Source organism: Nocardia jejuensis NBRC 103114, assembly GCF_001613145.1.
GTDB lineage: Bacteria > Actinomycetota > Actinomycetes > Mycobacteriales > Mycobacteriaceae > Nocardia > Nocardia jejuensis.
In genome coordinates, this window is the sequence record NZ_BDBU01000021.1 from 140,398 (window position 1) to 163,610 (window position 23,213).

The 23,213-nt window shown below is 67.9% G+C and carries 22 protein-coding genes and 1 pseudogene; 13 read left to right on the top strand and 10 right to left on the bottom strand.

Features of this window, described 5'->3' with window-relative positions; translation table 11 throughout:
• Positions 1-139 precede the first annotated feature (139 nt).
• On the bottom strand, positions 140-922 hold the full coding sequence (locus tag NJ1_RS17345; RefSeq protein WP_067695043.1) for an LLM class F420-dependent oxidoreductase: 783 nt from the start codon (positions 920-922) through the stop codon (positions 140-142).
• Between the two features lie 154 nt (positions 923-1,076).
• Positions 1,077-1,520 carry a hypothetical protein gene (locus NJ1_RS17350; protein ID WP_067695047.1) on the bottom strand — a complete coding sequence of 148 codons (444 nt, stop codon included), beginning with the start codon at positions 1,518-1,520 and terminating at the stop codon, positions 1,077-1,079.
• 128 nt (positions 1,521-1,648) lie between these two features.
• Here NJ1_RS17350 and NJ1_RS17355 point away from each other — a divergent pair, with 128 nt between their 5' ends.
• Both NJ1_RS17355 and NJ1_RS17360 read left to right on the top strand, forming a co-directional pair.
• Positions 1,649-2,269, top strand: a complete 621-nt coding sequence (locus NJ1_RS17355; RefSeq protein ID WP_067695049.1) for a TetR/AcrR family transcriptional regulator — start codon at positions 1,649-1,651, stop codon at positions 2,267-2,269.
• Positions 2,270-2,414: 145 nt separating this feature from the next.
• Positions 2,415-3,491: an ABC transporter ATP-binding protein gene (locus tag NJ1_RS17360; RefSeq protein ID WP_067695051.1), complete on the top strand. Its 1,077-nt coding sequence runs from the start codon at positions 2,415-2,417 to the stop codon at positions 3,489-3,491.
• A gap of 94 nt (positions 3,492-3,585) precedes the next feature.
• Here NJ1_RS17360 and NJ1_RS17365 read toward each other — a convergent pair whose 3' ends face one another.
• The gene (locus NJ1_RS17365) at positions 3,586-4,089 is read right to left on the bottom strand and encodes a winged helix-turn-helix transcriptional regulator (RefSeq protein WP_067695156.1); all 504 of its coding nucleotides are present in this window, start codon (positions 4,087-4,089) and stop codon (positions 3,586-3,588) included.
• A 95-nt stretch (positions 4,090-4,184) separates the two neighbouring features.
• Here NJ1_RS17365 and NJ1_RS17370 point away from each other — a divergent pair, with 95 nt between their 5' ends.
• Positions 4,185-5,354 carry a thiolase family protein gene (locus NJ1_RS17370; RefSeq protein WP_067695053.1) on the top strand — a complete coding sequence of 390 codons (1,170 nt, stop codon included), beginning with the start codon at positions 4,185-4,187 and terminating at the stop codon, positions 5,352-5,354.
• 196 nt (positions 5,355-5,550) lie between these two features.
• On the top strand, positions 5,551-8,067 hold the full coding sequence (locus NJ1_RS17375) for a protein kinase domain-containing protein (RefSeq protein ID WP_067695056.1): 2,517 nt from the start codon (positions 5,551-5,553) through the stop codon (positions 8,065-8,067).
• An 11-nt stretch (positions 8,068-8,078) separates the two neighbouring features.
• On the opposite strand, the gene NJ1_RS17380 is transcribed toward NJ1_RS17375, so the two are convergent.
• Together NJ1_RS17380 and NJ1_RS17385 are read right to left on the bottom strand one after the other, a co-directional pair.
• Complete coding sequence (locus NJ1_RS17380; protein WP_157574058.1) at positions 8,079-8,408, bottom strand: hypothetical protein; 330 nt, start codon at positions 8,406-8,408, stop codon at positions 8,079-8,081.
• A 400-nt stretch (positions 8,409-8,808) separates the two neighbouring features.
• On the bottom strand, positions 8,809-9,162 hold the full coding sequence (locus NJ1_RS17385) for a hypothetical protein (protein WP_067695061.1): 354 nt from the start codon (positions 9,160-9,162) through the stop codon (positions 8,809-8,811).
• 1,073 nt (positions 9,163-10,235) lie between these two features.
• On the opposite strand from NJ1_RS17385, the gene NJ1_RS17390 reads away from it, so the two are divergent.
• Complete coding sequence (locus NJ1_RS17390; protein WP_439957698.1) at positions 10,236-11,231, top strand: o-succinylbenzoate synthase; 996 nt, start codon at positions 10,236-10,238, stop codon at positions 11,229-11,231.
• A gap of 55 nt (positions 11,232-11,286) precedes the next feature.
• Here NJ1_RS17390 and NJ1_RS41025 read toward each other — a convergent pair.
• From NJ1_RS41025 to NJ1_RS17405, 3 genes and pseudogenes are all read right to left on the bottom strand, one after another.
• Positions 11,287-11,769: pseudogene (locus NJ1_RS41025) on the bottom strand (hypothetical protein); the annotation flags it as partial.
• Between the two features lie 431 nt (positions 11,770-12,200).
• Positions 12,201-12,713, bottom strand: a complete 513-nt coding sequence (locus NJ1_RS17400) for a TIGR04338 family metallohydrolase (RefSeq protein WP_067695067.1) — start codon at positions 12,711-12,713, stop codon at positions 12,201-12,203.
• On the bottom strand, positions 12,713-13,558 hold the full coding sequence (locus tag NJ1_RS17405; RefSeq protein WP_067695070.1) for a DUF2786 domain-containing protein: 846 nt from the start codon (positions 13,556-13,558) through the stop codon (positions 12,713-12,715). The genes NJ1_RS17400 and NJ1_RS17405 overlap by 1 nt, the downstream gene beginning before the upstream one ends.
• 150 nt (positions 13,559-13,708) lie before the next feature.
• Here NJ1_RS17405 and NJ1_RS17410 point away from each other — a divergent pair, with 150 nt between their 5' ends.
• From NJ1_RS17410 to NJ1_RS17435, 6 genes are all read left to right on the top strand, one after another.
• Positions 13,709-15,010: an ABC transporter substrate-binding protein gene (locus NJ1_RS17410; RefSeq protein ID WP_067695073.1), complete on the top strand. Its 1,302-nt coding sequence runs from the start codon at positions 13,709-13,711 to the stop codon at positions 15,008-15,010.
• 102 nt (positions 15,011-15,112) lie between these two features.
• Positions 15,113-16,087, top strand: coding sequence for a carbohydrate ABC transporter permease (locus tag NJ1_RS17415; RefSeq protein WP_245717435.1), 975 nt, complete (start codon positions 15,113-15,115; stop codon positions 16,085-16,087).
• The gene (locus NJ1_RS17420) at positions 16,087-16,998 is read left to right on the top strand and encodes a carbohydrate ABC transporter permease (RefSeq protein WP_084478427.1); all 912 of its coding nucleotides are present in this window, start codon (positions 16,087-16,089) and stop codon (positions 16,996-16,998) included. Before NJ1_RS17415 ends, NJ1_RS17420 begins: the two co-directional genes overlap by 1 nt.
• Positions 16,999-17,176: 178 nt before the next feature.
• On the top strand, positions 17,177-19,381 hold the full coding sequence (locus NJ1_RS17425; RefSeq protein ID WP_067695076.1) for a transglycosylase domain-containing protein: 2,205 nt from the start codon (positions 17,177-17,179) through the stop codon (positions 19,379-19,381).
• Positions 19,382-19,535: 154 nt separating this feature from the next.
• Complete coding sequence (locus tag NJ1_RS17430; RefSeq protein WP_067695077.1) at positions 19,536-19,991, top strand: GyrI-like domain-containing protein; 456 nt, start codon at positions 19,536-19,538, stop codon at positions 19,989-19,991.
• A gap of 7 nt (positions 19,992-19,998) precedes the next feature.
• A complete protein-coding gene (locus NJ1_RS17435) occupies positions 19,999-20,424 on the top strand; it encodes a GyrI-like domain-containing protein (protein WP_067695078.1) in 426 nt (141 codons plus the stop codon).
• 202 nt (positions 20,425-20,626) lie between these two features.
• Here the strand turns inward: NJ1_RS17435 and NJ1_RS17440 are convergent, their stop codons facing one another.
• Together NJ1_RS17440 and NJ1_RS17445 are read right to left on the bottom strand one after the other, a co-directional pair.
• Positions 20,627-21,724 carry an inositol-3-phosphate synthase gene (locus tag NJ1_RS17440; protein ID WP_067695173.1) on the bottom strand — a complete coding sequence of 366 codons (1,098 nt, stop codon included), beginning with the start codon at positions 21,722-21,724 and terminating at the stop codon, positions 20,627-20,629.
• Positions 21,717-22,274, bottom strand: coding sequence for a PadR family transcriptional regulator (locus tag NJ1_RS17445; RefSeq protein WP_067695079.1), 558 nt, complete (start codon positions 22,272-22,274; stop codon positions 21,717-21,719). The genes NJ1_RS17440 and NJ1_RS17445 overlap by 8 nt, the downstream gene beginning before the upstream one ends.
• 202 nt (positions 22,275-22,476) lie before the next feature.
• On the opposite strand from NJ1_RS17445, the gene NJ1_RS17450 reads away from it, so the two are divergent.
• Positions 22,477-22,890, top strand: coding sequence for a DUF5318 domain-containing protein (locus NJ1_RS17450; RefSeq protein ID WP_084478429.1), 414 nt, complete (start codon positions 22,477-22,479; stop codon positions 22,888-22,890).
• 131 nt (positions 22,891-23,021) lie between these two features.
• Positions 23,022-23,213 (top strand): hypothetical protein (locus NJ1_RS40210; RefSeq protein WP_218025223.1); only part of this gene is annotated, 192 nt, incomplete at its 3' end.

A 23,213-nucleotide genomic window follows, 5' to 3' on the forward strand; every position in this document is an offset into this window, starting at 1 on the left:
CAAGCAAACCATGACGAATCACCCTAGTGGGATCAGTCGGCAAAACCAGACTTGCACTCGACTCGAGCCCAGGCCGGGAGCGTCCGACCGGCTAACTCGCCGGAACACGGTCCACGCCACCGCCGCGCGAAGGCGTCCGTCAGACCGTGCTCTTGGCGTACTCGTCGCGCCAGCGGATGGCCTCCTCGACGCCGGACAGGTCGTAATCGGGTCCGCCGGTGCCGACGGTGAACAGGGTCGCGCCCTGCTCGACGAACTTCGCGGCCTGATCCGGCCCCGGCCAATCCACCGACCTCTCGATGGTCGCCGGATCGGTGCCCACCGCCGCGCAGTGCTCGGCCAGAATCCCGGACTTGCGGGTGAGCACCTCGAGGTCGGCGAAGCTGTGCCAGATGTTCGCGTATTCGGCGACCAGGCGCAGCGTCTTCTTCTCGCCGCCGCCACCGATCAGGATCGGAATGTCGCGCACCGGTTGCGGATTCAGCTTCGGCAGCCGATCGGTGATCCGCGCGAGGGTCTCCTTCAGCAGTGCGAGACGGCTTCCCGCAGTGCCGAATTCGTAGCCGTACTGGTCGTAGTCCTTCTGGAACCAGCCCGCCCCGATCCCGAGGATCAACCGCCCGTCGCTGATCTGATCGACCGTGCGGGCCATATCCGCCAGCAGATCGGGATTGCGGTACCCGCCGCCGGTGACCAGCGCGCCCAACTCCACCCGCTCGGTCTGCTCGGCGACGGCCGCGAGCATGGTCCAGCACTCGAAGTGCGCACCCTCGGGATCCCCGTACAGCGGGTAGAAGTGGTCCCAGTTGAAGACGATATCCACGCCGGCGTCCTCGGCCCGGCGCACAGCATCCCTGATCAGGCCGTATTTGGGGGCGTGCTGCGGTTGAAGTTGCACTCCGATGCGAACCGGACGGCTCATGTGACAGCTCCTGGTGTCGGGGAATCCCGTCGCGGGCCCACGTGCGGCCTTCGGCGGGCACAGTCCGAATCGAGGCTACCGAAACGCGCGGCTCGCGGCCGAGCGTGCCCGGCAGGCGGGCGCGCTCGGCCGACGTGCCCCCCGCGCATCCGGTTCAGGCGTGGGCCAGTTCCTGCGCCATGCGGGCGGTGATGGTGGCGAGCACGCGGGCCGCGGTGGCCAGATCGTCAGGGGCGACCGCACCGTAGGCGGCCTGCAGGATCACCCCGGATTCGGCGCGGACCTTGCCCGCCAGGGTCCTGCCCGCTTCGGTGACCTCGACCTGATCGCCGGGCGCGGTGCGCAGCAGGCCGCCGTCGAGCAGGGCGGCCAGGGCGGTGTCGACGTCGGCGGTTTTCCACTGGGTCATCGCCGCGATGCGAGCGATGTGGGCGGTCCGCTCGACCGAATCACCCGCGGCCAGAGTCTGGTTCAGGGTGATCCACTGCTTCTCGTCGAGCATGGTGCCCGCCAGCGCGCGGGCCAGGATCGCGGTGTGGTGCTTCTCGGCCTGGCCGATGATCGCCGGGTTCAGGGTGGTGGGGGCGGTGGTGCTCATGTCGATCTCCTCGAGCTGGTGTCCGTCTGCTGTGCACAACTATGACACTCCGTTTCATTCGTGCGCAAGTACTATTTGGAACTCAGTTCCTTTCGTGACTGAGGTTCGATTCCCGCTAGGATCCCGGTATGTCCATCGACGACCGCGCCGTGCCGCTGCGCGAACGCAAACGGCTCCGCACCCGGCGCACCCTCGCCGACGCGGCGTTGCGGCTGTTCACCGAGAAGGGTTTCGCCGCCACCACCATCGAGGAACTGGTCGACGCGGCCGAGGTCTCCCGCAGCACCTTCTTCCGGACCTTCCCCACCAAGGAAGCCGTCGCCGTCGAGGCCGAAAACGAGCTCTGGACGGGCTATCTCGACGCCCTGACCGACCGCGAACTCACCGGCCCCGTCCTCACCGCGCTGCGCGACATCCTCACCGACACCGCCACCGCACTACCGCCGGACTGGGACCAGCGCTACATCGCCACCCGCCGGCTCATCCTCACCGCCCCCAGCCTCCTGGGCCACGTCGACTACACCCGCTCCGGCGTGGAAACCCAAGTCGCCCAACAACTCACCACCAAACTCGCCCTCCCCGACGGCGACCTCCGCCCCCGCATCCTCGCCGAACTGACCACCACCGCCTGGAGCATCGCGGGCCGCGGCTGGGTAGCCACCGACGGAACCGCCGGCCGCCCCGACCTCCTCGAGCGCCTGCACGAAGCATTCGCCGCCCTCCCGGCCGCACTGCGACTTTCGACGTAGCAACCGGGCCGTGGGGATCGTTGCCTTCGAGCTGGGGAGGCTTGTCGCGCGCGGGTGAGCGGCACTCCCTAGGATCGACGCGGAAACCCCCTCTACTACGGATCGTCCGGCACGTTCCTGCCGGTGAAGGGATTGTTGATTCAGCATGGCTACGGTCACTTTCGAGAAGGCCACCCGGCTCTACCCGGGGAACCCCACACCCGCTGTGGATCAGTTGGAGCTGGAGATCGCCGATGGCGAGTTTCTGGTGCTGGTCGGGCCTTCGGGGTGTGGGAAGTCCACGTCGCTGCGGATGCTGGCGGGGCTGGAGGAGGTCAGTGACGGGCGGATTCTGATCGGCGAGCGGGATGTGACGCATGCCGAGCCCAAGGAACGCGATATCGCGATGGTGTTCCAGAACTACGCGCTGTACCCGCACATGAGCGTCGCGGAGAACATGGGCTTCGCGCTGAAGATGGCGAAAGTGGCCAAGGAGGAGCGGCAGCAGCGGGTGCTCGAGGCCGCGAAACTGCTGGATCTCGAGCAGTACCTGGACCGCAAGCCCAAGGCGCTGTCCGGCGGTCAGCGCCAGCGCGTGGCCATGGGCCGCGCGATCGTGCGGCAGCCGCAGGTGTTCCTGATGGACGAGCCGCTCTCGAACCTGGACGCGAAGCTGCGCGTGCAGACCCGCACCCAGATCGCGCAGTTGCAGCGCCGGCTCGGCACCACCACGGTGTACGTCACGCACGACCAGGTCGAGGCCATGACCATGGGCGATCGAGTGGCCGTGCTCAAGGACGGGCTGCTGCAGCAGTGCGCCTCGCCGCGCGATCTGTACCGGAATCCGGCGAATCTGTTCGTGGCCGGGTTCATGGGCTCACCCGCGATGAACCTGTTCACGCTGCCCGTGCAGGACGGCGCGGTCACCCTCGGCGGGTTCAGGCTGGCGCTGCCGCGTTCGGTCGCGGGCACCGCCGGTGCGAGCGTGGTGGTCGGCATCCGGCCGGAGCATTTCGAACTCACCGGTGACGGCGCGGGCGTCGGCATGGAGGTCGACGTGGTGGAGGAGCTGGGCTCGGACGCCTACATCTACGGCCGCACGCTGGGCGACGGGTTCGGGGAAACCATTGTGGCGCGCGCGGATTGGCGCAATCCGCCGACCAAGGGCGCACGCCTGACGCTGAACTCCGATCCGGAGCACACGTACTTCTTCGATCCGGCGGACGGCCGTCGCCTGAACTGATTTCGGCGAAGCATCGACCGGCGTCGTCTCTCCAGGAGACGACGCCGGTGTCGTTTGTCGTTGTGCTGCCGCGCTTTCCGCTGATCGGCAGCCTTCACTTGCCGGGACGTCGCCACTTCTTGTTGACGCGCACCCGCAAATTCTCCAGCGGCACTTCGCTTCCCGAGGCACTGCGCACCTGCACGCGCACCGGATCGCCGGTCGAGTCCTCGACGCGTTCCAGCGGCGCGTTGCCGTCCTGCAGGTATTCGTCACCCCACTGCCACAGCGCCACCACCGCGGGCAGCAGGTCCACACCCATTCGGGTCAGCACGTATTCGTTGCGCGTGCGCTTGCCCTCCTCCCGGTAGGGCCGCTTCTCCAGGAGTCCCGCGTCGGTGAGTTTGCGCAGCGCGGTCGAGGCCGCGGCGTCGGTGATGCCGACGCGGGTGGCGAAACCGTCGAACCGCCGGGTGCCGTAGTAGGCCTCGCGCAGGATCAGGATCGCCGAGCGGGTGCCGACGATATCCAGGGCCTTGGCAATAGAGCAGCCCTCGGGCCGCCACGCGCTCAGATCGGCGAGCGGGCCTTCCAGGACGACGGCGGGGGTCTCGGACATGGCGTACATCATACAGATGCTGACTTGCCCCAACTATTGCCAGGTTCTACTCTGGCTATAGAGCAACGAAGCTAGGTACTCGGAAGGGTCCAGTCATGAGAGACGCAGTCATCGTCGAAGCGGTCCGCACTCCGGTCGGCAAGGGCAAGCCCACCGGCGCCCTGCACGGCGTGCACCCCTCCGACCTGCTCGCACACAGCCTGCGCGAGGTCGTCCAGCGTAGCGGCGTCGATCCGGTACTCATCGACGACGTGATCGGCGGCGTCGTCACCGCCGTCGGCGAGCAGGGCAGCAACCTCACCCGCCGGGCCGTGCTCGCCGCCGGATATCCCGAGTCGGTGCCCGCCACCACCGTGGACCGGCAGTGCGGCAGCAGCCAGCAGGCGATTCACTTCGCCGCACAGGGCGTCATCGCCGGGGCGTACGACATCGTGGTCGCCGCCGGAGTGGAGTCCATGAGCCGGGTTCCGATGGGGGCCAACATGATCGGCGCGGAGGACATCGCGGGTGCCGGGTTCGCCGAGCGCTATCCCGAAGGGCTTGTCCCGCAGGGAATCAGCGCCGAGCTGATCGCCGCGCGGTGGGGGCTGTCCCGCACCCAGCTCGACGAGTTCGCGCTGGCCAGCCACGAAAAGGCCGCGCGGGCAACGAAGAACGGCTCGTTCACCGCACAGCTCGCGCCTGTCGCCGGACTCACCACCGATGAAGGCATTCGAGTCGGCAGCACCCTGGAAACCCTCGGGAACCTGCGACCCGCCTACTACAGCGAGGAGATGGCCGCTCGGTTCCCCGAGATCGGATGGAACATCACCGCCGCGAATGCCAGCCAGATCAACGACGGCAGCGCGGCCACGCTGATCATGACCAGTGAACGAGCTGCCGAACTCGGGCTGCGGCCGTTGGCCCGCCTGCACAGTTTCTCCGTGGCCGGTGACGATCCGCTGCTCATGCTGACCGCGGTCATCCCCGCCACCCGGAAGGTGTTGCAGCGCGCGGGACTTCAACTGTCCGACATCGACCTGTTCGAGGTGAACGAGGCGTTCTCCTCGGTCGTGCTCGCCTGGGCGCAGGAGACCGGGGCCGATCTTTCCAAGGTGAACGTCAACGGCGGCGCGATCGCGATCGGCCACCCGCTCGGCGCATCCGGCGCGCGCCTGGCGACCACACTGGTGCACGCCATGCAGGAGACCGGCGCTCGGTACGGACTGCAAACCATGTGCGAAGCAGGCGGATTGGCCAACGCCACCGTCTACGAGCGGCTCTGAACCAGGTAATCCAGTTCAGGCGATGCGACGCCCGTGCCTCTACAGGAAGGCGCGGGCGTCTCACGTCCGTGCGGCGAGGGGTCGGCAGCTCGTTCGACCCGCCATCCCGAAATCCGTGGTCACCCTGGTGAACGAGACTCCGCAACCGGCCGGTATTCGATAGAGTTCGACTGGTCGACGACGGTAGGCGGGTGCGGTGGGGACCGAATTGGGACCAGGGTCCGAGCTGGCGGGTTATCTCGTCGGCCGAGTTCTGGGCACCGGCGGGATGGGCACGGTCTACCTGGCCACGCACCCCCGGCTGCCGAAACAGGTGGCGCTCAAGGTGTTGCACACCGCCCTGACCGCGGACGACTACATTCGCGGGCGGTTCGAATCCGAGGCTGAGAACGCGGCCCGGCTCGATCATCCGAACATCATCGGCGTGCTCGATCGCGGACGGGTGGGCGATCGACTGTGGATCGCCATGCAGTACGTGCCGAGCATCGATGCGCAGGCGTTGCTGAAACAGGGTCCGGTGGAACCGCGGCGGGCGGTGCAGATCATCGCCGAGGTGGCCAAGGCGCTGGACTTCGCGCACTCCAAACACGTGCTGCACCGCGATGTGAAGCCGTCGAACATCCTGATCGAGGACTCCACCCCCGGTGATCCCGGGCGCATCCTGCTCAGCGACTTCGGCATCTCCAAGGCGCTGGCCGAGGTCTCGCAGCAGCTGACCGTCACCGGCATGATGGTCGCGAGCCTGCACTATGCCGCGCCCGAGCGCTTCGACACCGCCGAGGTGGACTCGCGCTATGACGTGTACGCGCTGGGCTGCACGCTGTTCGAGTTGCTCACCGGGCACGTGCCCTATCCCGGAACAGGTCTCGCGCAGATCTGGCAGGGGCATACGCAGGCACCGATCCCGCTGGTCAGCCGGGAGCGCCCGGGGCTGCCGGTCGCTCTGGACGCCGTCTTCGCCAAAGCCCTCGCCAAGAACCGGGACGATCGCTACCGCACCTGCGGTGAACTCGCCGTCGCCGCCCGCCAGGCCCTCAACCCGCCCCGCACCGACCGCGCGCGCAATACCTACACCGACCCCGAATCGGACGAACCCACGATCCAGGCGCCGGACAAGGACCCCGCGCCGGATTCCACTCTGCGCGCACCGGGACGGGACCGGACACCGGGCCCACTCGGGCGCACTCCGGGGCCGATCGATCAGGCACAGATTCCGACGGGCCTCGCACCGAACACACCTGGGCGCACCCCGGTTCCTCCACCGGGCAATCCCGCTGAACCCGAAAGGTTTCCACCCGACCGGACGCCCGGCCGAACCGGCCGAGGACAGGCACCCACCGAGCGGGCGCCGGGACGGTCCGGGCAGGGACAGATCCCCACCGAACGCGCGCCCGGCCGGTCCGAGCGGGGCCCCGCCGAACGCAGAGCGGAACAGGGACAGATTCCGACCGAGCGGGCGGGCGGGCGGCCACCGACTCCGGCGCGAGGTATGCCGATACCGGCTGAGCGCGAGAAGTTTTCGACCGGGCCCGGGCAGGGAACGGGGGGACGGGCGCCGACTCCCGCAGGTGGCACGCCGATACCGGCTGGGCACGAACAGTTTTCACATGGGGGGCCGGGCACCTCCGGGGAGTCGCGGATTCCTACCGCGCGGGCTCCGGGTCATCCAGGGGCGTGGCACGCGGGCGGTGGCGCAGACGACGGGGGTGCGGGCCGCTTCGCCGCGGATTCCGCACCGCCTGTGGATGATTCGCGGGGGCCGCGCCGGCGCACGCTGGTGCTGCTCGCGCTCGCGGTGATCGTGTTGGTGACGGTTCCGCTGGTGCTGTGGATCAGCGGCCGCGGGGCGGACAAGGCGTCCGACGCCGGCTCCGCTTCTCCCGCTTCCTCCTCGGAGTCGGAGGCGACTTCCGGCGAGGAGACGCCGGCGGTTCCCGCTCCGGTGGAGGGCTTCGCCGGGTTGGCGGATATCCGTGCGGTGGCGGTGAGCCTGGTCGGGGACGTCATCGTGTCCGACGCGCGGACCAAGCGAATCCTGAAACTCGGTGCGGGCGAGACCACGCCGACCCAGTTGCCCTTCGCCGGACTCACCGGTCCGTATGGACTGGCGGTGTCCGAGTCCGGCGATATCTTCGTCACCGATGCGGAGAACAAGCGGGTGCTGAAGTTGCCTGCGGGCACCGACACCCCGGTCGAGCTGCGTACGGACGGGCTGCTCCCGCACCCGGACAGCGTCGCGGTGGACGGCGCGGGCAATGTCTATGTCACCGATCCCAATGCCGAGAAGGTCTACAGGCTGCCCGCCGCCGGTGGTGCGCCCGTCGAGCTGAAGTTCCCGAATATCCGCAGGCCGTGGGGAATCGCCGCGGATTCGGCGGGCGACATCTACGTCGCCGATCGGGCGCGCGACGGTGTGGCCGACCGGACGGGGCGGATCTGGAAGCTGGCCGCGGGCACCAGCACTCCCACCGAGTTGCCGTTCAGCGGACTGCTGGATCCCGACGGCGTGGCGGTCAGCGGCAGCGGTGACGTGTTCGTTGTCGGCACCGGCAACAAGCAGGTGATGAAGCTGGCCGCGGGCGCTGACGCGTCGACCGTCCTGCCGTTCACCGATCTGCAGGACCCGGACGCGGTCGCGGTCGACTACGAGGGCGCGGTGTACGTCACCGATCACGAGGCGCAGCAGGTCATGAAACTGCCTGCTACAGGCTGAGTCCGGCGACGTCAGGCCGCGAAGATCGCGGTCAGCAGGCCGAGCACCCAGGCCAATGCCAGCATCGGGAACGCCAGCAACGCCGTGGGCCACGCCGGTTGCCGCAGCCGCACCGCGCGCAGCATCCAGAGCGGGACGATCATCACCGTCACCGCGATCCCCAGCCAGCCCACGGCGTACGCGTACGGAAGATGCCCGGTACGGCCGGTATCGCGCGCCACGAGGTCGTAGTCCAGCACGAATCCCGCCACCAGCCAGGCGGCGACGCACGCCAGTACGTAGACGGTCACTGCGACAGCCACATCCAGCCAGTTCACCGGCGGCCGCCATAAATCGGGCACCCGTTCAGCATGCCCGCGGCGGTACGACCCTACACAGAGGTTCGGTGAGGAGGATGTCCGGAAGCGAACCCGCGCCCGCGTCGTATCCGGCGCACGCTCGACGACCAGACTCGATCGGGCGCACGGTTGTTCACACTCGTCCACAGCCGGGTTCGATGCACCGAACAGCACCCGGTCCGCGCCCGGTAACCCGGCTATACGAGCACAGTTGGGCATTGCACCGGCGGACCGAATCCCGCAGGCGCACTGTCGCTCACAACCATCCACAACGCTGGGCTCGCGGAGCGGATCGAGCCGTTCGCACAACCCCGCTGTCAGGCAATGGCGCCTGCCACCGGAGGTGTCCGGCCACTGCGGCGATGGCGGCAGGAACCAGCACGCGCCCCCGCCGAACCTGCGATCACGCGATCGCGCTGGTCACCAGCACGTGGCCCGCCACCCCCGCGATCAGGATCACGGGTAGGGCGGCGGTCGTCCAGATCCACGCCGAGCGCCGGGTCACCGCCGCTGCCGCGGCGATCACCAGTGCGATCAACAGGGCCAATGTCATTCCGCCGAAGGCGACCAGCAAGCCGGTCAGTGCCGAAGCCGGTGGGCGGATCAGGTCGCACTGGACCGAGGACACCGATTTGAGGGTGCATTTGTTGTGGACCAGCTGGAACAACTTTCCGAACAGGTCGTACGAGAAGAACGCGACCACACCGATGTCCACGACGTAAACCAGGGCCGCGATCAGAATGTCCTTGCGACGCAACGGCTGTGCGCCGACTCTGTCGACGGGCCCACCAGGCCCCGCGGGCGTCCCGAATCGCCGAGACGTGCCCGCTTCGTCAGATGTTCCGGTCTCGCCGAATGCGCGGGTTTCTCCGAATTGCCCGGGCTCGCCGTACTTCCCGGGCTCCGTGAACCGACCCGGATCAGGGAAGGACTCCGCTCTTCCGAAGGTCCCGGATTCCGCCGCCTTACCGGACCCTCCGGATTTCCTGAATCGCCCCAGTTTGCCGAGCTTCGACGTCGGGCCATCCGCCCCGGGAGCTTCGGGAATCGGGGCGGATACCGGCCTGCGCACGGTCTCCACCGAATCATCGGACTCCTGTGGATAACTCGTGTCCGGTGGACCCCACGACTGGACCGGCCCCTGTGGATATCCCGGCCCGCCGGGTTGCGGCACCGCCGGACTACCTCCGGTGTGCGGTTGCGAGGCACCACCCGCACCCTGCGGCTGTGCCGAACCTCCCGGTCCTCGAGTCGGTCCACGATTACCCGAACCGCGCTGCGCCCCTTGCCCGCCCGGGTTCTGCTGCGACCCTGATCGGTTCGGATTCGGCTGCTGTCCCGCACCACCAGAATTCTGGCGGGACCCCTGAGCACCGGGATTCTGCTGCGGCCCCTGACCACCCGGATTCTGCTGCGGCCCTTGACTACCGGGAATCTGTCGCGGTCCTGCTCCGCCGGGAATCTGCGGGCGCGATCCACCTGCGGCGCGCGACGAACCGGGCCCCGGCGGCGGGGGTGGGCCGCTGCGACCACCCTGCGGCGGTGGGCCACCGGGCCCCTGATATCCGGCACCGCCGGAATCCCGAGGGGCGCCGGGTGGTCGCGGCGGCTGCCCGCCCGGACCCTGGGCCTGGGTTGCGCCGGGCAGGTCCGGCGAACCGGGCGGGGCTGCGGGCGGTTGATTCGATCGAGGAGGGTTCGGACCGGGCCGTCTGTGGTCCTCGTGCGGGTTCATGATTCGGGCTCCCCCTGTCGATCTGCCTTCTCTGGGCATTCTGACCCCCGCCGCTGCGCGCCGCCACCCTGATTCCGGCGAGCACCGTGAGTAGGCTGCCGGAGGTGAGCGAGCGCGTCGGTGCCCCGGACTACGACTCCGCGATCGTCTATGCGATTCCCATGCGCACCCGGTTCCGCGGAATCACCGTGCGCGAGGGAATGCTGATCCCCGGACCCGCGGGATGGGGTGAGTTCTGCCCGTTCCCCGAGTACGACGACCGGGAGGCGGCCCCGTGGCTGGCCACCGCCGTGGAACAGGCCACCGTCGGCTGGCCGGAACCGGTCCGGGACCGGGTGCCGGTCAACTGCATCGTTCCGGCCGTCGGGCCCGAGCGTGCCCGCGAGATCGTCGCCGCGTCCGGCTGCCGCACCGCCAAGGTGAAGGTGGCCGATCATCCGGACTCGCTCGCGGAGGACCTGGCCCGGGTCGCGGCGGCGCGCGAGGCCCTCGGCCCCGGTGGCGCGGTGCGCATCGACGCCAACGGTCTGTGGGATGTGGAGACCGCGATCGACCGGATCAAGCAGATCGACCGTGCCGCAGGCGGATTGGAGTACGTCGAACAACCCTGCCGCACCATCGAGGAGCTCGCGGAGGTGCGCCGGGGCGTGGACGTGCGCATCGCCGCCGACGAGTCCATCCGCCGCGCCGAGGACCCGATGCGGGTCGCGGTGGCGGGCGCGGCGGATGTCGCCGTCCTCAAATGCACTCCGCTGGGCGGAGTTCGGCGCGCACTGGAGGTCGCCGCGGCCGCCGGGCTCCCGTGCCTGGTCTCCTCCGCTCTGGAGACCAGCGTCGGCCTGGCAGCCCAGGTCGCCCTGGCCGGGGCTCTGCCTCACCTCGACTTCGCCTGTGGCCTGGACACGTTGTCCCTGCTCACCGGCGATGTGGTCGCCGACCCGCTGCGGCCGGTCGACGGTTACCTCACCGTCCCCCGCGCCACTGCGGTGCTCGACCCCGACCTGCTGCGCCGCTACCGCCACCCCGACCCGGAGCGGACCGAGTGGTGGCACTCGCGGCTGGGCCGCGTGCGGGATCTGTCGCCCCGGTAACGCCGTGCACGGCGGGCAGCGTTGCGCCGCCGGCGAATTCGACGGCGGGGCCATCGTCGCGATGCAGACGCACCTGGCCGTACTTCGCGCCGGGCACGGGTTCGGTGTGCACGGAGATCGGCCGTTCGGTCAGCACGCAGCGGTGCTGTTCGGGCCACCACCAGCTCGCGGCGCGGACCAGCGTCAACCAGTGATCGAGCTGGCGATCCTCACCCTGGAGATGATCCCGAAAGCCCGTGGACCGGCAGATATCGAGAAAGGCCATGGTCCACAGGTCGTACTGCTCGAATCCGGCGATATCGGTGCGGCAGCCGTCCGGGCCGAGCAGTTCGGTGCGCAGTGGCCGGTAGATGTTGTCGCGCAGCGACTCTCGCAGGGGGCGATGCACCATGACGTGGAGCAGGTCCGCCGCGGAGACCTTCTCCCGGACCAATTCGCGCACCGACATAGTGCCCCAGGATTGTCCCAGAACCGGGCGTACGCCATTCTTTTTGGGTAGCCGGGTGGGCTCGACTTTATCGAGCAGGCGTAATCGCATCACGTGTTTGGTGGCGGTGAGCCTTTGTATGAAAGGCCAACGCCGGAATAGGATATCCGTATTCGGCACGGACAGACCGGGTGACGACGCACCGGGATTTTCTCGCAGGTAGTGTGCCGCATCGGCGGGCGAGGGTACCCAGATGAATTCCGGCGGCGATTCGCCGACCGATCGATACAAATGAGTGACGACGTTCTGTGCGGCATCACGATCCACCGGTTCGGTGGACAGACCCACTCGTAACCACTGGTCACGCAGTCGGCATGCGGCGTCGATACGTTCTGTCAGGGGAATCCCACGCGCACCGAAGGGGCGCTGGGAGGCGACCGCGGTCACCGCTTCGAGGCGGTGGCCGCCTTTCCGTTGAAGGAGATCATGTTTCCGATCATGACATCGAAATCGGAATCTGGCAAATCATTTTCATCACATCGTCACGCGATCCGGACGGCACAGGAATACATGGTGGTGCGCAGCAACAGCGCGGCTTCCGGACCGATGACACCGTCCACCAGTTCCACATAGCGGGCACAGAATTCCGGACCGTGGGGCGCGGTGTCCTCGAAATCCGGATCGAGGTGATGCGCGAGCTCGTGCAGGATCACCAATTCGCGCAGCGCCCACGCGGTTCCGCGTACGTGCAGCGGCACCGCGAGCACCGCCGTCTCGGACTCGTAGTGCGCGGCCCGCGCCCCGGCCCGCGCGCGCACGGTGATCGGTGTCGAGGCGCGATCCCATTGCGCCCGAACCCAATTGAGCGCCAGCACCCGATCGGCGTACGACTGGACCGACTCGACCGAGGCGAAGCGCCGCTCCACCGGCAGCGTCAGCTGCGAACCGTGCACCTCGATCGTCCGCGCGCCGAATTCGTCGGCCCGCTCGAACATGCCGCGCACCAGCCCCTCCGCGTCGTAGACCTGGGCGCGCTGCGAATCCCGGGCGGCCATCACGTCCCGGAGCCACGCCCGAGTTGTCCTCGGGCGGCGTCCAATTCGGGCGCGCTGCCCAATCGCGCCGCCTTGCCCGCCCGGTCCCCGGCCCGGCGCGCGGCCGCGGAGTATCCGGCCGAGGCCTGCGGGCCGCGCCAGGTGCCCCGCGCCTCGGAGGTGCGGGAGTAGAAATCCGTGAGCTCGAGTTCCTTGTTCCGCAGCGCCAACGCGGTTCCGGTGGGCACGGTTTCGTTCGCCTCGGCCTTCAGCGCCTCGGTCTCCACATCCGCCTTGACCTCGGCCAGCCGCTTGCCGATCCGGGCGCCGAAGGCCATCTGGAAATTCAGGCGCGCGGTGACGCCGGCCACCGGGGTCCGCACCGTGCGCCGCACCGTGCGGCCGAAGCGACCCGGGACCGCCACCACCTTCTCGGTGGTCGCCGAGCGGTAGGCCCCGGACTTGATGTACTGATCCGAGGCCCGCACCATCTGCACCAGCAGGCTGGCGTACAGCGCCTCGCAGGTGTCCAGGTCGGTGTCGAACCCGTAGGCGTAGACCGTCGTCGAGGAGCGGGCGACATCACAGCGCACATCGTTGGCGGCCGCGATGGCCACGAACAACTGCACGTAGGTGCGCAGCCCCTTCTTGCCGGGCTCCCCGATCGGGATCACCCGTTGCAGCGGCGTCGGGCGCCGCTCCCGGTTCGCGACATGCGACCGCGCCACCGCCAGGTCGATCGCGGACCTGGTCGCCAGCTTCTGGGCGGCGGCCAGGAACGCTTCGGCTTCGTGCTCGTTGTCGGTGGATTCGGCCTGGCGGAGCAGTCCACCGATTCTCGTGAGCATTTTGTCCTGAGAAGACATCGGCACCCAGCCTAGCTGTGCCGATGCACGCTGTTACGGGTGCGAAGCATGAGGTAGTCCGGGCACAGCGGACACCCACCATGTATCTTCCCTTGTGCAACCGGCCGAGTGTGCTGCCGCTCACGTCCCGACCCCTGTGGAGTATCTGCGATGGCTTTGAAGAAGGTGTCGACCCTACGATCGTCGCTCGTGCCGCGTGCCGTTCTGGCCGTGACCTCGACGGCTCTGCTGGCGGCGACGTTCGCCAGTGGCTGCTCCAGCGACAGTGGTAGCAACGCCACCTCGCAGAACCTGACCGGGCGCGGGCCGATCACCTACGTCGAGGGCAAGGACACCACCGAAACCGGTGCGGTCAAGCAGCTCATCGAACGCTGGAACTCCGCGCACCCGGACGAGAAGGTGACGTTCAAGGAGCAGTCGAACGACGCGTCCCAGCAGTACGACGACCTCAAGCAGCATCTGACGGCCAAGCAGTCCGACTACGACGTGGTCGCCCTGGACGTGCCGTGGACCGCCGAGTTCGCCGCCAAGGGCTGGATCCAGCCGCTCAAGGACTCCTTCGCGATCGACACCTCGACGCTGCTGTCCCCGCCGGTGGCCTCGGCCACCTACAACGGCACGCTGTACGCCGCGCCGCGAAACACCAACGGCGGTCTGCTGTTCTATCGCAAGGATCTGGCGCCCGAGCCGCCCAAGACCTGGACCGAACTGCTGAACCAGTGCCCGAAGGCCAAGGAAGCCGGAATCGGCTGCTACGCCGGGCAGTTCGCGCCCTACGAGGGTCTGACCGTGAACACCGCCGAGGTCATCAACGCCTTCGGCGGCAGCTTCGTGGGCCCGGACGGCAAGAACCCGACGGTGAACTCCGCGCAGGCCCGCGCCGGCCTGCAGACCCTGGTGGACTCGTACAAGGACGGCGACATCCCGAAGGAAGCGATTTCCTTCAAGGAGCCCGAGAGCCAGAACGCCTTCGTCAGCGGCAAGCTCATGTTCATGCGCGGCTGGCCGTCCTCCTTCGGTGACGCCGGTTCCGACGCCTCCTCGGTGAAGGACAAGTTCGGTGTCGCGCCGCTGCCCGGCAAGGACGGCGTCGGCGCCTCCACCCTGGGTGGTTACAACGCGGCCATCAGCTCGTACTCCAAGAACAAGGCCACCGCGCTGGACTTCCTGCGCTTCCTGATCAGCGAGGACGCGCAGCACATCGTGGCCTCCGGCGCGCTGCCGCCGGTGCGGGCCTCGGTGTACGACGACCCGGCGCTGATCGCCAAGATGCCGTACCTGCCGGCGCTCAAGGAATCCATCGCCTCGGCGGTGCCGCGTCCGGTGACCCCGTTCTACCCGGCGGTGTCGAAGGCCATCCAGGACAACGCATATGCTGCCCTGACCGGAACGAAGTCTGTCGACGACGCCATCGTCGGCATGCAGAAGGGCATCGAGACCGCCGCGTCGTGATCGCGCAGCGCTCCAGCACGCACAGCCCGTAGGAGAGAAGAAAAGGTGTCACGTCCTTCGGGAGCGACCGAGGTCGCGTCGCCCGACCCGATCGAGCAGTCCGTGAAACCCGCACCGGCACAGTCCAAGCGCCGATCCGCATTCGGCGGATCGGCCAAGGCGTGGCTGTTCGTCACCCCGGTGCTGCTGGCCCTGGCCGTCGTCATCGGCTACCCGGTGGTGCGGGCGCTGTGGATGTCCTTCCAGAAGGACGACGGCCTCGACCCCGCCACCGGCATGTTCAACGCGGGCGGCAGCGCCGGCTTCGACAACTACACGCACTGGCTGCTGCAGCAGTGCACCAACGGTTTGGGCGAGACGGTCTCCTGCCCGACCGGCAATCTGGGTTCCCAGTTCTGGACCGCCATCGGCATCACCCTGCTGTTCACGGTGGTCACCGTGGCGCTCGAGGCCACCATCGGCCTGGGCATGGCGGTCATCATGGGCAAGACCTTCAAGGGCCGCGCCCTGCTGCGCGCCGCCGTGCTGATCCCGTGGGCCATCCCCACCGCGGTCACCGCGCGCCTGTGGGAGTTCATGTTCCAGTACGACGGCGTCGTGAACCGGGTGCTGGGCACCCACATCCTGTGGACCGCCGACGCGTGGCCGGCCCGCTTCGCGGTCATCGCCGCGGACGTGTGGAAGACCACGCCGTTCATGGCGCTGCTGATTCTGGCTGGGCTGCAGGTCATTCCGGGCGATGTGTACGAGGCCGCCAAGGTGGACGGCGCGTCGGCCTGGCAGCGCTTCACCAACATCACCCTGCCGCTGCTGAAACCCGCACTGCTGGTGGCGATCCTGTTCCGCACCATGGACGCGCTGCGCATGTACGACCTGCCCGCGATCATGACCCAGAACAACCCCGCCACCCGCACCATCTCGATGCTGGTGGTCGATCAGGTGCGCCAGGGCCCCAACAACGCCTCGGCATTGTCGGTCATCACCTTCCTGCTGATCTTCGCGGTCGCCTTCATGCTGGTGAAGGTGCTCGGCGCCAACGCGGTTCGCACTCAGGAAGATCAGCGGAAGGCGAACTGATGAGCGTTGACTTCACCAAGACTGCCGAACCGGATCACACCGGCGAGCCGAGACAGGCCGTGGCGCAGCACGTTCCGTGGACCAAGCGACTGGCCTCGGGCCGGGTCTACCTGGGCGCGCTCATCGTGCTGGTGTGGGGCCTGGGCCCGTTCTACTGGATGGTCGTGACCGCCCTGCGCGATCCGGCCTATACCTTCGACAACACCCCGTGGCCCACCCACGTCACGTTCGACAACTTCCGCGACGCGTTCGACACCAGCCGCGGCAACGACTTCGGGCGCGCCCTGGGCAACAGCGTGATCATCGGTGCGGCCACCACGGTCGTCGCACTGCTGATCGGCATCATGGCGGCGTACGCGCTGGCGCGGCTCACCTTCCGCGGTCAGTACGTGGTGTCGGGCCTCATCCTGAGCGCCTCGATGTTCCCGGTCGTGGTGCTGGTGACGCCGCTGTTCCAGCTGTTCACCGATATCGGCTGGATCGGGCACTACCAGGCCATGATCATCCCGAACATCTCGTTCGTGCTGCCCATGACGGTCTACATCCTGGCCTCGTTCTTCACCGAATTGCCCTGGGAGCTGGAGGAAGCCGCGCGCATCGACGGCGCCTCGCGCTTCCAGGCGTTCCGGCTGATCATGCTGCCGCTGGCCGCGCCCGCCGTTTTCACCACCGCCATCCTGGCTTTCATCGCGGCGGTGAACGAATACCTGCTGGCCCGACTGCTTTCCAGCGATTCCACCGAACCGGTGACCGTCGCGGTCGCCCGCTTCTCCGGCAACAACCCGCTGGTGCAGCCCTACACCGCGATCATGGCGGCGGGCACGATCGTCACCGTTCCGCTGGTGATCATGGTGCTGCTGTTCCAGCGCCGCATCATCTCCGGTCTGACCGCGGGCGGCGTCAAGAGCTGAGGCTCCCCGAGTATCGAGAGCGAGCCCCGGGCGCCTGTCCGGGGCTCGCTCTCGTTTGCGGCGGCGGCGTCACCCCGCCCAATTCTGCCGACCTGTCCGCTCGTTCCATTAGCATGGGTCGCGCCGCAGGATTCGCGGTATGCAGTGAACGCAGGCTTCATCGACGCTCCTGAAGGAGATGATCGTGAGCTCGTCCCGAAAGCGGCGCCGCGAAGAACCCGCGCCGTACGCCACCCTGGCAGGATGGAACGAGCTCGAATCGGTCACCGCTCGACGCCCGCGGCCACCGGGGCACAGCCGCCCGCAACGGCGCGCCAGACCACCCAAGCCGGAGAACGCGCCGCCGCGCCCGCCTCGTTCGCGCGGGCAGCGCATCCGGCGACTGATACTGGCGCTGTTCCTGATCCTGTTCGTGATGCCGTCCCTGCTGCTCGGGCTCGCGTACTGGAGTGCGGAGATCCCGGACCCGAGCGCGGTGCCCACCAATCAGATCGCGACCATCCTCACCTCCGACGGCGCGACGGTGATCGCGAAGGTCGTTCCGCCGGAAGGCAATCGGATCCCGGTACCGCTGAGCGATGTACCCGAACCGGTGCGCCAGGCCGTGCTCTCGGCCGAGGATCGCAACTTCTACACCAACCCCGGCTACTCGACCTCGGCGTTCATCCGCGCCGCCCGGGACAATCTGCTCGGCCGTGAGGACGCGGGCGGTGGCTCCACGATCACACAGCAGTACGTGAAGAACGCCTTCCTGAGTTCGGAACGGACCATGAGCCGCAAGATGCGCGAGCTCATCATCTCCGCCAAGATGGCGCGCCAGTGGAGCAAGGACGACATCCTCGCCGCGTACCTCAACACCATCTATTACGGCCGTGGCGCGTACGGGATCTCGGCGGCGGCCAAGGCGTACTTCGGCAAGGCGCCACAGGAACTCTCGCTGGCCGAGGGCGCGGTGCTGGCGTCGGTGATCCGCACCCCCTCGATCCTGGATCCGGAGACCCATCTCGACCAGCTGCGCGCCCGCTGGGCCTACGTACTGGACGGCATGGTAGAGATGGGGGTGCTGAAGCAGGCCGATCGCGCCGCCCTCGGATTCCCGGTGATCGTGCCCGTCACCGAACTCGACGACAGCACCCCGCACGGCCCCGAGGGGCTCATCCGCACCCAGGTGCTGCGCGAGCTGCGCGCCTCGGGAATCAGCGAGGCCGAGCTCGATACCGGTGCGCTGCAGATCTTCACGACCATCGACGCACGCGCCCAGGAGGCCGCGCTGAACTCGGTCGGCAATGTCCTGGGCGGGCAGCCGAGCGAGCTGCGCGGCGCCGTGGTGTCGATCGACCCGCGCAGCGGCGCGGTGCGCGCCTATTACGGCGGACCGGACGGGATCGGGTTCGATTTCGCGCAAGCCCCCTTGCAAACCGGTTCGGCCTTCAAGACTTTCGCGGTGCTGGCCGCGCTGCAGCAGGGAATCCCGATGACCTATCAGCTCGACAGCGCACCGGTCACGGTGAACGGCGAGAAGATCCAGAACGTCTCCGGCGAATCCTGCGGCACCTGTCCGCTCAGCGAGGCGTTCAAGCGATCTCTCAACACCAGCTTCTACCGGCTCACCCAGGCACTGTTCGAGGGTCCGAAGGCGATCGCGAACGCCGCGCACCAGGCCGGTATCCCCGAGCAGATTGCGGGCGTGGCGGGTAAGACGCTCACCGAGGAGGACGGACCGCCGCTGCCGTCGATCGTGCTCGGCGCGTATTCGGTGCGGCCGATCGACATGGCCTCCGCCTACGCGACCCTCGCGGCGTCGGGCGCGTATCGCGCGCCCTACTTCGTGCAGAAGGTGATCACCGGCGACGGCCGGGTGCTGCTGGATCGCGAGGCGAACCCGCAGAAATCCGAACAGCGCATCCAGGCTTCGGTGGCCGACACCGTATCTCAGGCCATGCTGCCGATCGCGGGTTACTCCAACGGCCACAATCTGGCGGGCGGGCGACCCTCGGCCGCCAAGACCGGCACCACCCAGCTGGGCGACACCGGTGCGAACAAGGACGCCTGGATGGTCGGATTCACTCCGTCGCTGAGCACCGCGGTCTGGGTGGGAACCGAACAGTCGCAACCGATTCGGACCGCGCGCGGCGCGGCCATCTACGGATCGGGGTTGCCGTCCGATATCTGGAAGCAGACCATGGACGGCGCGCTGGACGGCGCACCCGTCGAGCAATTCCCCATGGGGGAGCCGCTTCCCGGCTCCGCGCCCGCCAACAACTACGACATCCTCAACCCGGGCAATGGCGACCGACAGGAGCCGATGGTGATCATTCCGCCCGCACCTCCGCCGCGCGAGGTCGAGATCTTTCCCGGTCTCAGCATCCCGGTTCCGGGATAAACGATCATGAAAAGCAGCTACCGCACCCATCCACGGCCGGCCGCGGATATTGTGGAAACGGCCACCGGTGCCAGCGACTCCGGATGACGGTGGCAGGATGCGGGTTGGGAGCAGGGTGGGGTCGGAGACAGCACGAGACTTAGGGGCTACGCCGGTGGATTTCACTATCGTTGAACGCCACGAAACGTTGGTGGCCGGAACGGTGCTACGCAGCCCGGCCCTCGCCGTCGAAGGACCACGCCGCGCGAAGGTCGAGGAGGCCTGGAAACGCAACCTCAGCCGCAGCCTGCCCGGGCCGCCCGCGACCGCGTATGTCGATCACGCTCCCGAGATCGGTTCGTATCTGACCCATATCGTCGGCTACCGCTGCCGCACGCTGGAGGATCTGCTGCCCGGCGACGTGCTCGCGCGGGTGCCCGCCGGAACGTTCGCGCGTTTCACCCGCAGCGGGGACAACGTGGGCGATCTCATCGCCTCCATCTGGCGGACGGTCTGGGACCTGGAGGCATCGGGCTCGCTGCTGCGCGCCTACACCGGGGATTTCGAGCGGTATCCGGATTCCCGGACTGTGGAGGTTTTCGTCGCGCTGAATACGAGCGCGGAGGGGTAGGGGCCAAGTGGACTTCGAAATCATCACCCTCGAGTCGTTCCTCGTCGGCGGGCTGACCATCCCGCTGACAGGGCGCGAGGTGACCGCACGAGATCTGGACCTGGTCAACTTCACCTGGGATCGCTACCTCGCGCGGGAGAAGAACATCGGGCGGGTGGCGGCGTACATCGGACAGAACGATCACGCCGTCGCGGTGCTGGGCTACGAGCTCGCCGGTCTGGACGAGCTGGACATCGGCGATGTGCTGACCCTGGTGCCGACCGGCCGCTACGCCAAGTTCGTGGTGTCGGACAAGCCCTACGATCTGCTGCGCACCGCCTGGGCGAAGGTGGCCAAGGCCGAGAACGCGGGCACCATCACGCGGTCGCACACCGCGGAGATCGAGCGCTACACCGGGCCGACATCGGTCGAGGTCTACGTCTCACTCGACTGAACGAACCCGCCGGAAACGGCGAAAGACCCAGAGCGGCCCCGCGATTCGAATCGCGGGGCCGCTCCGCGCTCACGGGCATCGCGGTTCCGGGCGGAATCGGGCGGCCGGTGTGCGAGCGCCCGGGACACGTGAAAGCCCGGCCGGAGTTCTTCCGGCCGGGCTTCCCTCACCTGAGGCTGTCCGGTTTACCGGACGATCCGAATTACTCGGCGCCGATGATGAACGCTTCGAGCTGCTCGCGCGCGACGTCGTCGGCGAGCTGCTTGGGCGGCGACTTCATCAGGTAGGCCGAGGCCGGGATGACCGGTCCGCCGATGCCGCGGTCCAGCGCGATCTTCGCCGCACGCACGGCGTCGATGATGATGCCGGCCGAGTTCGGGGAGTCCCACACCTCGAGCTTGTACTCCAGGTTCAGCGGCACGTCACCGAAGGCGCGACCCTCGAGGCGCACGTACGCCCACTTGCGGTCGTCCAGCCAGCCGACGTGATCGGACGGGCCGATGTGCACGTTGCCCGCGCCCAGTTCCTTCTTCAGGTTGCTGGTGACGGCCTGGGTCTTGGAGATCTTCTTGGACTCCAGGCGCTCACGCTCGAGCATGTTCTTGAAGTCCATGTTGCCGCCGACGTTCAGCTGCATGGTGCGGTCCAGCTGCACACCGCGATCCTCGAACAGCTTGGCCATCACGCGGTGCGTGATGGTCGCGCCGACCTGGGACTTGATGTCGTCGCCGACGATCGGGATGCCCGCGTCGACGAACTTCTGCGCCCACACCGGGTCCGAGGCGATGAACACGGGCAGCGCGTTGACGAAGGCCGCGCCCGCGTCGATGGCGCACTGCGCGTAGAACTTGTCGGCCTCTTCGGAGCCCACCGGGAGGTAGGACACCACGACATCGACCTTGGCGGCCTTCAGCGCGGCGACCACGTCGACCGGGTCGGCGGCGGAGAGCTCGATGGTCTCCGCGTAGTACTTGCCGATGCCGTCGAGGGTCGGGCCACGCTGCACCTGGACGTCGCTCGGCGGCACGTCGGAGATCTTGATGGTGTTGTTCTCGCTCGCGAAGATCGCGTCGGACAGGTCGAAGCCGACCTTCTTGGCGTCGACGTCGAACGCGGCGACGAACTTCACATCGCGGACGTGGTAGCGACCGAACTTGACGTGCATGAGCCCGGGAACGGTGGCGTTCTCGTCCGCGTCCTTGTAGTACTGCACGCCCTGAACCAGGGACGACGCGCAGTTACCCACGCCTACGATGGCTACGCGAACGTCAGTGCCCTCAGCCTTGTTGATGTCACTCATGGCCGACATTTCCCTCTTTCTGTGGTGCCGCCTTCGTCGATTGCTCTGCGGCAATCAACTCATTGAGCCAGCGCACTTCACGCTCGCTTGATTCGAGACCGAGTTGATGGAGCTGGCGGGTATAGCGATCCAGCTGCCCGCTGGCTCGTTTGATCGCCTCCCGCAGTCCCTCTCGGCGCTCCTCGACCTGCCGCCGCCGACCCTCCAGGATTCGCATCCTCGCTTCCGCGGGGGTGCGGCTGAAAAAGGCCAGATGAACGCCGAAGCCGTCGTCGGTGTAGTTCTGTGGTCCCGTATCCGCCAGAAGTTCGGCGAACCTGGTCCGTCCGACATCCGTCAGGTGGTAGACCCGCCGGGCTCGCCGCGTGGCCAGCCCCGTCGGGCTCTCCTCCGCGAGCAGGCCGTCCGCCTGCATGCGCCGCAGGGTCGGATAGAGCGACCCGTAGGAGAAGGCGCGGAACGGTCCCAGCAGGCCGGTGAGCCGCTTGCGCAGCTCGTAGCCGTGCATGGGCGATTCCAGGAGAAGCCCGAGGATTGCCATCTCGAGCATCGGGCCTCACCCCCTGACTTGTCTGCAGACCTAACCGATGGATGCGATTACAAACTATATCGCGCCGATATAGTTTGCGCGCATTCGCGCGGCCTCGACGGCTCGGCACGGCCGGATTGCACCCCCGGCGGATCCCTGACGGAACCCTGAGAGTCGATCCGGGGAGTGCGAGGGGGTAGGCACCGCAAGTACTCTGGGGTCCGTGCGAATTCAGCGGCAGGTAGTGGACTATGCGCTTCGGCGCCGGTCGCTGCTGGCCGATGTCTATGCGGGGCGGGTCGACGTCGCCGAGGTGTGCGATGCGAACCCGTATCTACTGCGTGCGGCGAAATTCCACGGGCGCGGGAGCGAGGTCACATGCCCGATCTGCAGGAAAGAGCAGTTGACTCTCGTATCGTGGGTCTACGGTGACGGGCTGGGGTCCGCCTCCGGCTCGGCTCGCACCCCGGAAGAGTTGACCCGGCTGGCCGAGACTCGCGAGGAGTTCTCGGTGCATGTGGTCGAGGTATGCCGTACCTGCAGTTGGAATCATCTGGTGCAGTCGTATGTGCTGGGCGTGGCCCCGGCGCCGACAGGACGCCGCCGTTCGGGCACGCGTCGCACCGCGGCCGAGTGAAAGGCCACGTCGACTGCTGAAATACGGGCACACGCGTGCCCGCCGCGGCTCCCTGCCGCATCGAGCCCGACCACCGAGCGCCACCCGGGCACCAGGACCGTATTTTCGAGTAGCTATTGGAGATCCAGGCTGTGAATTCGCCCTATGACGACGGACCGCACGCCGGCCGCCCCCGTGGCGGTTCGCAATCCGGGCCCGGCGGCTACCCGCCGCCCCGACCGGCCGGCCCGCCTCCGGGGCAACGCCAGCCCGGTCGTCCGGGGCAGCCGGGTGGTCCGGCGCAGGGCGGTATGCCCCCGCGCGGCCCGAACGGTCAGCCCATG